The 14,589-nt window shown below is 31.6% G+C and carries 14 protein-coding genes; 1 reads left to right on the top strand and 13 read right to left on the bottom strand.

Translation table 11 applies throughout. The features are described from left to right. Positions 1–3: 3 nt before the first annotated feature. Genes PSF86_RS02770 through PSF86_RS02760 form a run of 3 tightly spaced genes read right to left on the bottom strand, consistent with a single transcriptional unit; the run spans position 4 to position 2,501 of the window. The gene (locus tag PSF86_RS02770; RefSeq protein ID WP_277898536.1) at positions 4–1,002 is read right to left on the bottom strand and encodes a 3-oxoacyl-ACP synthase III family protein; all 999 of its coding nucleotides are present in this window, start codon (positions 1,000–1,002) and stop codon (positions 4–6) included. Continuing rightward, positions 1,002–1,277, bottom strand: coding sequence for a hypothetical protein (locus tag PSF86_RS02765; RefSeq protein ID WP_277898535.1), 276 nt, complete (start codon positions 1,275–1,277; stop codon positions 1,002–1,004). The genes PSF86_RS02770 and PSF86_RS02765 overlap by 1 nt, the downstream gene beginning before the upstream one ends. Before the next feature lie 21 nt (positions 1,278–1,298). Beyond that, positions 1,299–2,501 (bottom strand): glycosyltransferase family 4 protein, encoded by a 1,203-nt coding sequence (locus PSF86_RS02760; protein ID WP_277898534.1) that lies wholly within the window; start codon positions 2,499–2,501, stop codon positions 1,299–1,301. Positions 2,502–2,703: 202 nt separating this feature from the next. On the opposite strand from PSF86_RS02760, the gene PSF86_RS02755 reads away from it, so the two are divergent. Beyond that, positions 2,704–3,993 (top strand): O-antigen ligase family protein, encoded by a 1,290-nt coding sequence (locus PSF86_RS02755; protein ID WP_277898533.1) that lies wholly within the window; start codon positions 2,704–2,706, stop codon positions 3,991–3,993. Here the strand turns inward: PSF86_RS02755 and PSF86_RS02750 are convergent. The 10 genes from PSF86_RS02750 to PSF86_RS02705 all read right to left on the bottom strand — a co-directional run bounded on the left by PSF86_RS02750 (position 3,927) and on the right by PSF86_RS02705 (position 14,386). Beyond that, entirely contained in the window at positions 3,927–5,183 is a 1,257-nt protein-coding gene (locus PSF86_RS02750; protein WP_277898532.1) for a DUF6369 family protein, read from the bottom strand. The genes PSF86_RS02755 and PSF86_RS02750 overlap by 67 nt on opposite strands. Positions 5,184–5,192: 9 nt before the next feature. Then, on the bottom strand, positions 5,193–5,687 hold the full coding sequence (locus tag PSF86_RS02745) for an acyltransferase (protein ID WP_277898531.1): 495 nt from the start codon (positions 5,685–5,687) through the stop codon (positions 5,193–5,195). Then, entirely contained in the window at positions 5,677–6,906 is a 1,230-nt protein-coding gene (locus tag PSF86_RS02740; protein ID WP_277898530.1) for an MATE family efflux transporter, read from the bottom strand. The genes PSF86_RS02745 and PSF86_RS02740 overlap by 11 nt, the downstream gene beginning before the upstream one ends. A gap of 208 nt (positions 6,907–7,114) precedes the next feature. Continuing rightward, positions 7,115–8,326: a UDP-N-acetyl-D-mannosamine dehydrogenase gene (gene wecC / locus PSF86_RS02735; protein ID WP_277898529.1), complete on the bottom strand. Its 1,212-nt coding sequence runs from the start codon at positions 8,324–8,326 to the stop codon at positions 7,115–7,117. Beyond that, positions 8,319–9,455 carry a non-hydrolyzing UDP-N-acetylglucosamine 2-epimerase gene (gene wecB, locus PSF86_RS02730; RefSeq protein WP_277898528.1) on the bottom strand — a complete coding sequence of 379 codons (1,137 nt, stop codon included), beginning with the start codon at positions 9,453–9,455 and terminating at the stop codon, positions 8,319–8,321. Before wecB ends, wecC begins: the two co-directional genes overlap by 8 nt. Positions 9,456–9,646: 191 nt before the next feature. After that, positions 9,647–10,480, bottom strand: a complete 834-nt coding sequence (gene rfbD, locus PSF86_RS02725) for a dTDP-4-dehydrorhamnose reductase (protein ID WP_277898527.1) — start codon at positions 10,478–10,480, stop codon at positions 9,647–9,649. Between the two features lie 31 nt (positions 10,481–10,511). Further along, the gene (rfbC, locus tag PSF86_RS02720; protein WP_277898526.1) at positions 10,512–11,066 is read right to left on the bottom strand and encodes a dTDP-4-dehydrorhamnose 3,5-epimerase; all 555 of its coding nucleotides are present in this window, start codon (positions 11,064–11,066) and stop codon (positions 10,512–10,514) included. Positions 11,067–11,121: 55 nt separating this feature from the next. Continuing rightward, the gene (gene rfbA, locus PSF86_RS02715) at positions 11,122–11,982 is read right to left on the bottom strand and encodes a glucose-1-phosphate thymidylyltransferase RfbA (RefSeq protein WP_277898525.1); all 861 of its coding nucleotides are present in this window, start codon (positions 11,980–11,982) and stop codon (positions 11,122–11,124) included. A gap of 50 nt (positions 11,983–12,032) precedes the next feature. Further along, positions 12,033–13,109, bottom strand: a complete 1,077-nt coding sequence (gene rfbB / locus PSF86_RS02710) for a dTDP-glucose 4,6-dehydratase (RefSeq protein ID WP_277898524.1) — start codon at positions 13,107–13,109, stop codon at positions 12,033–12,035. Positions 13,110–13,120: 11 nt separating this feature from the next. Next, on the bottom strand, positions 13,121–14,386 hold the full coding sequence (locus tag PSF86_RS02705; protein WP_277898523.1) for a nucleotide sugar dehydrogenase: 1,266 nt from the start codon (positions 14,384–14,386) through the stop codon (positions 13,121–13,123). Positions 14,387–14,589 lie beyond the last annotated feature (203 nt).

The following is a 14,589-nucleotide window of genomic DNA, read 5'->3' as shown; positions in this document are numbered from 1 at the left end:
TTCTTAAATTTCAATAATAACTGCTCCCCAAGAATAACCAACACCAAATCCACATAGCATTACTTTATCTCCTTGCTTCACTAAACCTTCGCTAATGCTCCTCAATAAAGCTATTGGTATTGTTGACGAAACGGTATTTCCGATATCTTCAATATTGTTATAAAATTGATTTTTATTTAGTTTTAATTTTTTTGCTAAAAAATCAATCATATATTCATTTGCTTGATGAAAAATATAATAATCAATATCTTTTTTTGCTAAATTATTTTTAAGTAATGTATTTTCAACAACTTGTGGTATTTGTTTTCCAACAAAATAGAAAATCTCTGAGCCATTCATATAGAGATCATTATTAGTCTGCTCGTCCATATTCCTGCTAACTATTGTCTCAGCATTGATATCAAAACGGCATTTCATACCCCCATTACGAACTATTAGATTGTCAGCTCCCTCTCCATCAGTACCTATAACAAAATTTCCAATTTTTTCACTTTCTCCATGCTCTACTACTATTGCCGAAGATGCATCTCCAAAAATCATTCTATTTCCTAAATCACTTGAATTAATATGTTTAGAGTATGTCTCAGACATAACCAAAAGCACATTCTTAGCTATACTAGCAGATATAAGACCTTTAGCAATTGTTAAACCATAAATAAAGCCTGAGCAGCCTTGATTTACGTCAAAAGCTCCTACATTTTTAGAAAGACCTAACCTTTGCTGTAATAAACAAGCAGATGTTGGCAAATAATAATCTGGACTTTGTGTACATAAAATGACAAAATCAATCTTGTCTTTATCATATGTCTTGAAAAGATTATTACATGACTTTTCAGCTAAATCTAAGGCTGTTTCTTCTTTATCTACAACATGCCTTTTGTACACACCAATCTTATTTGCCATTTTAGAAATATCTCTATCAGGAAATTGAGTTTGCAACTCCTCATTTGAGACTATTTTTTTTGGTAAATAGTAATCTATAAAATTAATTTGGCTACCCATTACAGTTTATTAATATATTCAACAAGAGTTGAGACATCCCTGAAATTTGTTAAGAAATTAGGGTCTTGATCATTCAAAACCTTAATTTCTTTATCAAAAACATCTTTATATCCTTCTTCTATGTCAACAGATAAAACTACAATTGCCATACTGTCTACTGATTCTTGAATTTTAGTATCTTTATTTGCATTAATGAAACCATCGATCATTTCTTCTTTACCTAGTTTTTTCAAACTATTTATAACTATTTCTTTTATTTTCTCTTTTCTTTCCATGTTAATGATTCAGATTAATTGTTAATTAAAATTTAATTTTTCATATATTTTTTTGTAACGCTCAGCATTCTTTAACCAACTTTTCTCTTTAATAACATAATCTAAAGCACTCATTTTAATGCTCTTTAACCGTTCATCACTTAGACATGACACACACTTCATTAAATCAACAAGCGAATAAACATCCCCAGATTTAAATAAAAATCCATTTACATTATGGTTTACCAATTCTTTAATTCCCCCAACATCACTCCCTATAAATAGCTTTTCATAAGCCATTGCCTCTAAGGGTTTTAACGGTGTAACAGAATCTGTAAGCCTATTTTTGTATCTAGGATTAACAATTATATCAATCCCTTCAAAAGCTACATTTACACTATTTGGGTCAATTCTTCCATTAAAAAAAATAAAATCATGACTTTTACACAATTGTTTAATCCTATTTTCTTCCAAACCGCTTCCATAAATATGCAAACTCGAATTAGGATGTTCTTTATTGAATATGGAAAAAGCTTGAATCAACAAATCTATTCCCTCGTGAGGTGTCAAAGTACCTATATAGCCAAAATTAAGCCTTTTTTTAGATTTTGAGACTTCAAAATCACGTTTCAAGTTCTCAATAAATGTTGTATTTACTGCGTTATTAACTACTAAAATTTTTGATGAAGCTACTCCTAATTCTATTAAAACTTTTTTCAAATTTTCATTAATTACAACTACTTTGTCTGCTTTATTCATAATAAACTTTTCCAGATTGAATAATTGCTTTTCTACAAATATAAAAAATTGGCTTTTAACACTATTATCTTTTTTTAACATCCATAAGGATCTAACTTCGTAAACCATTGGTATCTTATACTTTCTTGAAAGTATCAAGGTTGGTAAGCCACAAATAAAAACAGCATGCGCATGTAAAACATCTGGTTTTTCTTCAGTAATCAACTTTTCGATTTTCTTATAAAATGATAATATATAAAAAACTCTAATTAATCTTTTTAGAAATGGTTTCGTTTTATCAGAAATACTATCTTTTTTATTTATCCGCGCTCTGTAATACTTTACCCCGTTTATGATTTCACTTCTACTTCGAGCCTCTTGAAACGGTGCTGTTATTGCAAATACATCAAGCCCCACCTCTTTTTGAGACATTAAAATATCTCGTGATCTAATACTAGAGCCTGATACTTGAGGTAATGATTGATATAATATATGTAGTATTTTCAATTTAAATAATGATATTTATTTAATAATTCGTGTCAAAAAAACATATTCACAATTATTTTCACATCAGAGTATATAAAAAATCACACATAGAAACATGTAAAAAGAATTGTATTTTTGCAAGAGTTATTAAAATAACTCTTGAAAAGCAAATATAAAATTATATTCATAAGCTAAGCTTAACCCAGTTGTAAAAATAAAACATATGCACTTAAGTTTTAATTTATCATTCTTAAAAAAAGAATTTAAGCAAAATATCAAAGTAATTCTATTATCTCTAACTTTTATATCTTTAACTATCAAGGAAAATATAAATAGTATTGCCCTAATTGTATTATTTATCTTTTCTACTGCGCAATATATTAAAGACAAAAAAAAAAACGCTCCCACTTATTATTATCCAATTATCTTATTTTTTATTTTAACAGTTTTAAATCTACTTTTATTTGATAGTTACGATTTTAGTGAAACAAAGAAATATTTATTAAGGGCATTACTATTTCTTATTATTCCAATTATTTTCATTTTTATTAAAATATCCAGAAAAGAATTGCTAAGAATAGAATTATATTATGTTTTATGGATAATATTAAATGCCATTTATTCTCATCTTACAATGATAAGCCTATTGATCACTAAAAATGAAAGTTTAAATTTGTTATTTCGTAAAGACTATTCCTATATAAAACTAGCTGATACAATTGGGCTTGATAGCACATATTACTCATTTTTTGTATTATTAGCGATAATACTACTTTTCAATTTTCTTTTAGTTGCCAAAAAGAAATTATATGTAGGCATATATTTAACTGCTATTCTTTATCTTTCATTTTTCATTATACATCTATCTTCAAGAATGAACATCGTTGCCTTGGTAATTCTAATTCTATTTTATATTTTTTATTATTTCATACTTCGAAAAAAAGCAATTCTAGGTATCGTCGTCACCATCACGTCAGCAATAATATTGTCTACCGCACTTTACAATGTCAGAGCCACCCGATACCGATTTCAACAAATAATTGGTTTTACATTTAGTAACGGAACTACGCACAGAGATGGATTGAATAAACTTAGACAATTTGACGCAGCCATTGAGGCAAACAAAAGTATTTTATTTGGCAATGGCATTCAAAATGCCAATAATGCAATTATAAAATCATATGAGAGAAATGGTTTGCTCCATTTTGCAAAAGAAAGATATAATGCGCATAATCAATACATACAAATATACGTTGGTGCGGGGATTATTGGCGAATTAACTTTGATATTTCTAATATTTTACTATTCCGTCTTCTTTTGGAAAAGTAAAAATATTACTGGATTTTTGTTTGTGACTTTAATTTCTTTTTTATTTTTAACTGAATCTTATTTAGAAAGACATAACGGTATAGTGCTTTTCACTTTATTTATATGTTTGCAAGTAAATTATGATTTATCTAGTTCAGAAAAAGGAAAAGCTAACAAAATAAGTATCCATAAAAATGGAAATTGATAAACTATAGCATTAGTAAAACTCAATATTAAAAAAAATAACATATAAAAAATAGATACATTTTTATTGTTGCCAAGACGTATATAATTATAAATAATTAAATAAATAAAAATTGAGAACAAACCATACTTAAGAAATAAAGTAAAATATAGGCTGTCTATGTAAATGTTATAATCATCAATATTATCCCTATATACAAACCATGGTATAAAAAAAGTTTTTCCTATCCCCTTACCAAAGATTATATCCAATATAGAACTATTTTTGAATTCATAAAAGAAAGGAGAAAACCTATTACTTAATGCCTTTTCCAAATAATCGTAACTTATTAAACTTTTAAATCTATATAAACCTGAATTTTCATTTACATTATTGACTAAAAACGTGAAACTAACTAATATTCCAACACCTGATAAAACTATGCCTAATATTTTCTTAGCTGTTAATTTAGAAAGATAATATATTAAAACAGTAATTAAAATTGATAATACTAAGGTGCGATTACCCGTGTATAAAATTACAGGCATTGCAGAGTAAAACAAATACTTTAGGGATGGGGGCTTACCGTTAAAAATATGGTTCAATAAATAAAATACACAGAAATATGATCCTAAGGTCAAATATCTAGTTTCATTTATTTTAAAATAAGAATCATTTGAAATATATTGATCAATTCTAAATTTGTACATCAAGAAATAAATTACAGAACAAACAATAAAGTTTATTTTAATAATTCTATTAATGAACTTTTGATCTAAAAACCTAAAAATATCTTTTCTTGTATATGGTATATACAAAAATCCAATTGTTAAAAGCAATATAGGTTTAATATCTTTTAAGATATTGATTACACTTCTCTGTTCATCAATGAATATTAAATAATGAAAAAGGTAAAAGCATAAAAACAACACTAATAAGCAAAGTCCTATAATTGAATTTTTATTAACCTTGTTTCTTAGTATTATCTTATAAATCGAATTCAAAGTTGTACCGATAAAAAAGAAATAATATATCGAAAGCTGAAACTTGGTATGGTAAATTTGAGTGAAATTTGTTATGGGAAGTAAAACGATTAGTGCAATAAATCCCCTAATGCCATTTTTTTTCAATACTATTAATGACGAGGAGCTCATTGTTCCTAAGCCTAAGAATACGGAGGATAATAATATAAAAAAAATATGGTGAATCAAGTTACGCGTTTAAAAGTTAGTTTTTTGTATAATCCTGAGCGGGCTTCCAATCGCTATAGTATCATCCGGAACATTTTTAGTTACAATTGTCCCTGCTCCAATAACTACATTGTTCCCAATCTCTATTCCAGGTAATATAATTACCGAGGCCGAAACCCAAACATTACTACCTATCACAACCTTCTTTAAGTCATAACCTTGATTTCTCACTAACTCTGAACTATTTTTATACCTATGGTTTTGACTATAGATAATTACATTGGGGCCGATCAAGGTATTATCCCCTATTACAATCCCCCCTCCCGCATGAATCACACAATTTCTGTTAATCGAAACTTGATCTCCTAATATTAACCTACTAGGCGAGTCTATTTGAACATTCTCCCAAACTTTTACATTGACTCCTCTTCTATATGGTAAAAGCAAATTTCTTATTCGACAACCGATATACCCAGGAATCAATTTTACAAACGCATTTGCCCATAATTGGATCTCATACTTCAAATTCATTCTTTTTTAATTGTTTGTTAATATTAAATTTCCATATACAAACTCTAGACAACCATAGAAAAAAAACTGCAAGACCGACATATTCAATTTTTTTAGGTAAAACTAGTATAAACACCAACCCTAACAGAAAAATAAGTATCAATGATTGAAAATTAGCCAATTTAATTGTACTAATTTCACCAATGGCACCAAAAACAGATGACTGTATAGCATAGTTTAATTTCAAAACACCTGTCAAAATAAAAAAGAATACTAATAACCAGTATGACGACAAATCCACATCTAAAAAATTCAATCGAAACAATATATAATTAAGAAACACTAATAAAAATCCTAAAGCAATTCCAAAGACATTTATTTTCTCTATTTTTTTATTCAATACCTCTTTATTGAAATTATTTTTAAAATGAACTAATTCCTTGAAACCAACATAACTTTGGAGTAATGAAAACGGAAAAATAAAAAGATTTGCTAAGTAAAAGTAATCCCCTAACTGCTTTTTCCCAAACTCAAACTCTATATAAAACTTATCTATATTACCAATAAGTGAAAGCGTCGATAAAGCTATAAAAAAATGAAAAGAATATTTCAGCAATGTGGAAGATGAATGGTCTATTTTAAAAACAAACCGTATTCTTTTTAATATATAAATCCCACTTATCAAAACAGAAAGAAATATAACAAATGTTAAAACATAAATTAAAACCGTAAAATCAATACTGAAACTATTGATTAATAAAGTAAATACTAAAACACCCAAAATTATTCTCCAGCTATTTCCTAATATTTGAGCATTTAAAAATTCTGCATTAAGTCTCAGAATATTAAATTGAAACATTCCTAAACTAATTGAAACCGTACATATATAAATTAAAGTGAAATAGTTCTTTAAAAAATAATTTTCCAATATAAAACTTAAAATGAAACTAAATATCAAACCAATCAATATTATGGAAAGAAATAACCTCTTGCTCGTTTCAATAAAATCATTCTTTAAAAATTTACTAATACGCAAAAAAACTTGTTCACATCCTAATAGACCAAATGAATTAATTAGAGATAGATATGTTATAAACAATGAATACTCTCCATATTCTTCCGGAGATAATTTTTTTTTTAGTAAAATATTTGAAACAAAAAGAAGTAAAGAACCTAATGCCATTATAATTATGGATCCATGGCTTAATATTTTTTCTCTTAATTTATTAATCATCAGTCATAAAAATATTCCAAAAAATTAAACTTTACATCTATCATCATTTTAGTAGAAAATATCATCCTGCGAAATCTCCAAAATTAATTATAATAATTACTTATCCTGCCGTAAACCCTTTTTATATCACTAGTATATTATAATAGTTAAATTTCCGTGAACACTTTTAATCAATTTCATCAAAAATTCTTCTAACATTTGTATTAAACTATCTTTTTATCCCACAAAAATCCAACACTACTTGATCTTCAGATAAATTCAAATTTTTAAATTCATCATGAGCTACTAAAAACACGATTATATCAGCTTTTTTCACTGCTTCTTTATAGTCGGTCAATTTAAAAACCTTATGTTCAGAAATATTAGGTTCCACAATAAAATATTCTTCGTTATTAGCATTTTGCAATACTTTTTGCGCAATGTATTTAGCCGGTGATTCCCTTAAATCATCAATATTAGGTTTAAACGCCAAGCCCATTAAAGCAATATTTGGCTTTCTGCCATGTTTTAATTCAAACTCTAATTTGGCTGTTTGCACTTTTTCGGCACACCAAAAGGATTTATAATTATTAATTTCCCGAGCCTTACCTATAATCTGTGATTCCATAGGATAATCTGCTACTATAAAATATGGGTCTACAGCTATGCAGTGGCCCCCTACTCCACATCCTGGCTGCAAAATGTTCACTCTTGGGTGTTTATTTGCCAAATTGATTAACTCCCAAACATTAATATCTGCTTTGTCACAAATTAACGACAATTCATTAGCAAATGCTATTTGCACATCTCTTGACGAATTTTCTACTAATTTACACATTTCTGCAGTGCGGGCATTGGTTTTGTGTAAATCTCCTTTTATAAATTGGCGATAAAAAGCTATCGCTTTTTGAGTGGATTTTTCATCAACTCCTCCAATCACTCGATCGTTGTGAACTAATTCGTACATCACATTTCCTGGCAACACTCTTTCGGGACAATATGCAATATATAATTTCCCTTCTAGTTCGGAACGCTCAGAATAAATCAATTGCATCATTTTTTCTGTAGTCCCGATTGGGGAGGTTGACTCTATAATATACAAATCACCTTCCTTCAACAAAGGTATAACAGCTTTGGTAGCCGCTTCCACAAAAGATATATCGGGTTCGTTTTTACCTTTAAATGGCGTTGGAACAACAATTAAATATGTATTTGCTCCTACTGGTTGTGTTGATGCTTTTAAAAACCCCCCTTTAACAGCTTGCGCAACTGCGTTGTCTAATTCCGGTTCTATAATATGTATTTTTCCGGCATTGATTGTATCCACTACTTGCGGATTTATATCAACTCCATGAACACAAGTTTTATTTTGGGCAATTAACGCCGCTGTTGGCAATCCAATATACCCAAGGCCTACCATTACAACTTCTGGCTTATCCATTTGAAATTTCTTTTATATAATCTACAATCCTTTTGCATGCTCTACCGTCTCCATAAGGATTATGTAGATTACTCATTTTGTTATATAGCTCTTCATTCTTTAATAACGAAGTTGCTTCCTTAATTATTTTATCGCTATCCGTACCCACCAACAACACCGTACCTGCCTCCACGGCCTCAGGGCGTTCCGTAGTGTCCCGCATCACCAACACAGGTTTGCCCAGACTTGGTGCTTCTTCCTGCACCCCCCCACTGTCTGTTATTATTAAATAAGATTTCTCCATTAACCACACAAAAGCGGGATACGAAAGGGGATTAATTAATTTTACATTAGGAATCCCAGAGAGTAATTCATATACCGGTTTTTGAACATTCGGGTTTAGATGTACCGGATAAACAATTTGAATATCGGGATTCTCTTCCGCTATTGTCCTTAAAGCCTTGCATATGTTTAAAAACCCATGACCGTGATTTTCTCTTCGGTGGCCCGTAACTAAGACTAACTTCTTCTCAAGGTCGATTGCTCCTTCAAGCTTCTTAACTTCATCATCTAAAAATTCAACTGATTTAATCTTTTCAACACTAAAAAGCAATGCGTCTATCACCGTATTTCCAGTTATTAAAATCGATTTTTCAACTTTGTTTTCTTTTAACAAGTTTTCTTTTGATGTTTCTGTCGGGGAGAAATGATAATTTGAGACCACGCCGGTAACACATCGGTTCATTTCCTCTGGAAAAGGAGACTGCATACTGAAGGTCCTTAATCCTGCTTCCACATGGCAAACTTTTGCCCCTGAATAAAACGAAGCAATACTTGAGGCCATGGTAGTTGTGGTATCCCCATGGACATAGACATAATCCGGCTGAAAATCTTCTAAGACTTCTTTTAGATTAGTAATAATATCCGAAGTTAGTGAATATAAGTTCTGGTTGGGCTTCATTAAGTCTAAGTCGTAATCCGGTTGAATCTCAAAAAATTGAAGTACCTGATCCAACATTTCCCTATGCTGAGCTGTTATACAGACTCTAGTCTCAAAACTATCACTATTTTTTTGAAACTCCTTCACCAAAGGTGCCATTTTAATAGCTTCTGGTCGGGTTCCAAAAATGATTAAATTTTTTATTTTCATTAATTTTTTTTCGGCTCAGTTGTCAAATTCATGCAAAAATACAATAATCCGCTATTTCACCAAGCCTTTTTAGAATTAATACTATGAGATTTTGTTATGTTGCTACGTGGTTATAATCTAACGCTGTCTAATAAAAAGGGGCAACATAAAATAATCCCTATGCAACTTCATAACATAATAAAAGCTCTACTTTATTCCAACACACTATAAATAGGCCTTTTTGCAATAGTTTTATAACTGTTATCATTTATGAGTATCATATTATCTATCTTGTTTTTTTCAAGTATTGATATCGCAAAACCATACCAAGTCATTTGCTTTTTGTCACAAAAATGGTGGATTCCGTAATTCTCCCCTTTCCCCTCCAAAGGAAGAGGAATATTTATCAACTCTAATATATACTTTGTGAGGTTTTCTGTGTCTGTTGGGCATCCGATTTGGGCATCGGTAATCCGTAATTCTTCACCTCTTTTTGCCTTTTCTAAAATGGTTAGATAAAAATTCTTCTCAAATTCCTTACTATATAACCACGAAGTTCGAATAATAAAATACCTTTCCAGTATTTGCTGAATATATTTTTCTCCTTGAAGTTTCGACTTTCCGTATTCATTGATGGGGTTTGGGATATCCTTTACAGTGTATGGTGTTCTTTTTTCACCGTCAAACACATAATCGGTGGAAATATGGATTAAGACCGTTCCGCTTTCTTTACAAACTTCGGCTAGATTTTTTGCTCCTTCTGCATTGACCAAAAAAGCTTTTTCGGGTTCTTTTTCGGCTTTTTCTACATTGGTATAAGCAGCGCAGTTAATGCAATAATCCGGTTTGTTTTTTTTAAAATTTTTCTTGATGGATTCTTTTATGGTGATATCCAATTCTTTTGAAGAACAGAACAAAAAGTTTATTTTGGGATAATCGTCTTTATATTTTTGAATGGTACGGCCTAGTAGACCGTTTGCGCCGGTAACAAGAACAGTCGTCGGTTTTATGCTTTTTGATGCTAATTGTTTTTTATCTTCTTTCATAAAATAAGTTCTTCGGCATACAAAAGCTTTTTTAATTCAATTCTAAAATAGCTACATCAAAACTAGGCAATTGGTTATCTTTTTGAGAAACTATTATTTCTGATTCCGCTAATTGCCAATCGATTTTTATGGATTTATCATTATAAATAATTCCTCTTTCTGATTCTTTCTGATAAAAATTATCACATTTATAGGCAAATTCCGAGGTTTCGCTTAATGTAATAAACCCATGCCCAAACCCTCTTGGCACAAACATTTGTTTTTTATTTTCTGCTGAAAGTTCAACGGCTATATATTCACCGAATGTTTTTGAATCTTTTCTTAGGTCCACGGCAACATCCAATACTTTTCCACTTAACACCCTGACCAGTTTTGCTTGGGCATACTTCCCCATTTGAAAATGAATTCCTCTTAGGACTCCTTTTTTTGAAAATGACTGGTTATCCTGAACAAAGTCTACTTTCTGCCCTATTTTTTTTTCAAATTCTTTTTGATTAAAGCTTTCAAAAAAATGACCTCTTTCATCGTGAAAGATTTCTGGCTCTATCACAAAACAACCCTTTAATTTGGTCTCCTCTATTTTCATTAATTCTATTATATCATATTGAATTATCATATTGCGAAACTACAACTACATAGCTTCATTTTAATAAACTCAATAATTTTTTGCCATAACCACTTTTTACTAAAGGCTCTGCTAAGTTCTTGAATTCCTGTTTTGTAATATATCCCATTTCAAAAGCTGTAGCTTCAATAGAACCTACTTTTAACCCTTGTCTTTGTTCTATTACTTCTACAAATTGTGATGCCTGCATTAAAGATTGAAATGTTCCCGTATCCAGCCATGCAGTCCCACGGTCCATTACACTTACTTTTAACCTTCCTTTTTCTAGATATACCTTGTTAACATCTGTTATTTCCAGCTCACCACGTTTACTGGGTTTTATATTTTTTGCTATTTCAACCACATCATTATCATAAAAGTAAATGCCTGGTATTACATAATTGGATTTAGGTTCTAGTGGTTTTTCTTCAATGGATATCACTTGATTGTTTTTATTAAACTCCACCACACCATAGCGTTCTGGGTCGTGAACATGATATGCATATACAATTCCTCCATCCGGGTCAACATTCTCCCGCAATAATTTATCGAAACCTGTTCCATAAAATATATTGTCCCCCAAAATCAATGCTACTTTATCAGTTCCTATAAAATCAGACCCTATAATAAAGGCCTCTGCCAATCCGTTTGGATGTTCTTGTGTGGCATACTCAAATTTACAACCATATTTTTCACCATTTCCCAACAATTCTTTAAACAAGGATAAGTCCTTTGGGGTAGAAATAATTAAAATTTCTCTTATCCCAGCACTCATCAATGTTGAAAGCGGGTAATAAATCATAGGTTTGTCATACACGGGCATTAATTGTTTGCTTACCGCCAATGTTAATGGATGTAACCTTGTTCCCGATCCGCCAGCAAGTATGATTCCTTTCATTTTTTTTAGCTTTAAGCTTATTTATATATCATATATATAGAAAAACACTACTATTTGTATTGTTCCTTATAGTAATTTTTATAATCTCCCGTTGTAATATTTTCCAACCACTGTTGATTCCCCAAATACCAATCAATAGTTCTCTCTAACCCTTCCTCAAAGGTTACCGATGGTTTCCAGCCCAATTCTTTATTTATTTTAGTGGCATCTATGGCATAACGTAAATCATGCCCCGGCCTGTCTTTTACATAGGTGATTAATCTTTCCGATTCACCTTCTGCTCTTTTTAATTTTTTATCCATCAATTTACATAAAATCTTCACCAAATCAATATTCTTCCACTCGTTAAATCCTCCAATATTATAGGTTTCTCCGTTCTTACCTCTATGAAAAATTAAATCTATTGCTTTTGCATGATCGATAACATAGAGCCAATCCCGTGTGTAATTTCCATCACCATAAACGGGCAAAGGCTTTTTCTTGATAATATTATTGATGAATAATGGGATTAATTTTTCCGGAAATTGATTGGGACCGTAATTATTAGAGCAGTTACTAATAACATATGGCAATCCATAAGTCTCCCCGTAAGCCCTGACAAAATGATCCGAGCTTGCCTTAGATGCTGAATAGGGAGAATTTGGATCGTATGCCGTTTCTTCCGTAAAAAGTCCATTTTCCCCTAAAGAACCATACACCTCATCGGTGCTGATATGATAAAAACGAGCCCCTTCCCGGCTATCCTGATGCGTATCCAACCAAAGTTTTTTAGCTGCATTCAACAAATTCATCGTGCCAATAACATTTGTTTTTACAAATGCCAACGGATCGGTTATGGAGCGGTCTACATGACTCTCGGCCGCCAAATGGATGACACCGTCAAATCGGTATTTATCAAATAAATTATAGATAAAGTCGGCATGGGTAATATCTCCTTTTACAAATGTGTAGTTTGGTTTACCTTCAACATCCTTTAAATTCTCCAGGTTGCCTGCGTATGTCAATGCATCTAAATTGACAATTTTATAATCGGGATATGTATTTACAAACAATCGAACCACATGAGAACCGATAAAGCCGGCTCCTCCGGTTATTAATATTTTTTTGGTATGTTTTTCTACGCTCACTTACGTTCTTCTTATAATCTTGCGGTCACTATTTCCTTCGGAAGAAAGCTTTTCACATCATAAATAATGGTCCGCGGACCAGATTTTAGCGTATCGAAATCTAAATCGGCAAATTCTTTATGTCCAACTGCAAGTACAATGGTTTCGTACCTATCGGTTATTTCATCAATCAAATCAACATCGTAATACTTTTTAACTTCTTCCTTGTTGGCATAGGGATCGTATGTATCCACATCGAGCCCAAAACCTTCCAGTTCATCAATAACATCGATTACCCTCGAATTTCTTACGTCCGGACAGTTTTCCTTGAAAGTTATCCCTAAAACCAAGGCTCTGGCATTTTTAACCGGAAGCTGGTCTTTCACCATCAATTTTACAATTTTATTGGCAATAAAAACGCCCATATCGTTATTAATACGCCTTCCCGATAAAATTACCTGCGGATGATATCCCAAATGCTCAGCTTTATGGGTTAAGTAATACGGATCTACCCCGATGCAATGTCCGCCAACCAATCCCGGCCGGAATGGCAAAAAATTCCATTTAGTCCCTGCGGCTTCCAATACTTCAACGGTATCCACGCCAATCCTATCAAAAATAAGGGCTAGTTCATTTACTAAAGAAATATTGATATCGCGCTGTGTGTTTTCAATAATCTTGGAGGCTTCGGCTACTTTTATGCTCGATGCCTTATGTGTTCCTGCTTCTATGATGGCTCCATATAGTTTATCAACTTCCTCGGCGATTTCCGGGGTACTTCCGGAAGTTACCTTCATAATGTTCCTAAGCCTTCTTTGTTTATCGCCCGGGTTGATACGTTCCGGGGAATATCCACAGAAAAAATCCTTGTTAAAAGTTAATCCACTTGAAGATTCCAACGCAGGCACACAGTCTTCTTCGGTACATCCGGGATAGGTAGTGGATTCGTACACGACTATATCGCCCTTTTTAAGGTGTTTCCCTACGGTGGTACTTGCAGAAATTAAGGGGCGTAAATCCGGCTGTTTAAAATCATCTACCGGGGTCGGTACTGTAATTATGTATACATTGCAATCGGTTAAATCGTTTTCATCTGAACTGAATACCAAACTTTCTGCTTTTTCCAATTCGTTACCCATAACCTCATCGGTTACATCCTTTCCCTGTTTAAGCTCGGAAACCCTTTTTTGATTGATATCAAAACCGATTACCGAAAAACCTTTAATGGCAAATTCAACGGCCAAGGGCAACCCTACATACCCAAGACCTACTATGGCAATTTTATATTTTTCTTTCATGTGTGTAAATTCAACTTTTTGAAAATTTTATTTTGAAACCTTATTATGTAAATACGGTTGTTATACCCAATTTAGTTGATAAAGGATCCGCATTTTTCAATAATACGTAAAAATAGGTTTTCTAAACGAAACTCATGAAAGTGTTAACAAAAGCTTTGGGATTTCTATATATATATTAAAATCAAGCTTTAAAAATGCTTTAT

This window comes from Galbibacter pacificus, assembly GCF_029603165.1.
GTDB lineage: Bacteria > Bacteroidota > Bacteroidia > Flavobacteriales > Flavobacteriaceae > Galbibacter > Galbibacter pacificus.
The sequence above is the reverse complement of the archived record's forward strand: the minus strand, read 5'-3'. Positions and strand labels throughout refer to the sequence as shown.

Coding starts and splice junctions, on each gene's coding strand:
- wecB (WP_277898528.1), bottom strand. CDS start 9,455: ATGAAAATAAAAAATTTAATCATTTTTGGAACCCGACCAGAAGCTATT.
- wecC (WP_277898529.1), bottom strand. CDS start 8,326: ATGGATAAGCCAGAAGTTGTAATGGTAGGCCTTGGGTATATTGGATTG.
- PSF86_RS02765 (WP_277898535.1), bottom strand. CDS start 1,277: ATGGAAAGAAAAGAGAAAATAAAAGAAATAGTTATAAATAGTTTGAAA.
- rfbA (WP_277898525.1), bottom strand. CDS start 11,982: ATGAAAGGAATCATACTTGCTGGCGGATCGGGAACAAGGTTACATCCA.
- rfbC (WP_277898526.1), bottom strand. CDS start 11,066: ATGAAAATAGAGGAGACCAAATTAAAGGGTTGTTTTGTGATAGAGCCA.
- PSF86_RS02770 (WP_277898536.1), bottom strand. CDS start 1,002: ATGGGTAGCCAAATTAATTTTATAGATTACTATTTACCAAAAAAAATA.
- rfbD (WP_277898527.1), bottom strand. CDS start 10,480: ATGAAAGAAGATAAAAAACAATTAGCATCAAAAAGCATAAAACCGACG.
- PSF86_RS02705 (WP_277898523.1), bottom strand. CDS start 14,386: ATGAAAGAAAAATATAAAATTGCCATAGTAGGTCTTGGGTATGTAGGG.
- PSF86_RS02740 (WP_277898530.1), bottom strand. CDS start 6,906: ATGATTAATAAATTAAGAGAAAAAATATTAAGCCATGGATCCATAATT.
- PSF86_RS02755 (WP_277898533.1), top strand. CDS start 2,704: ATGCACTTAAGTTTTAATTTATCATTCTTAAAAAAAGAATTTAAGCAA.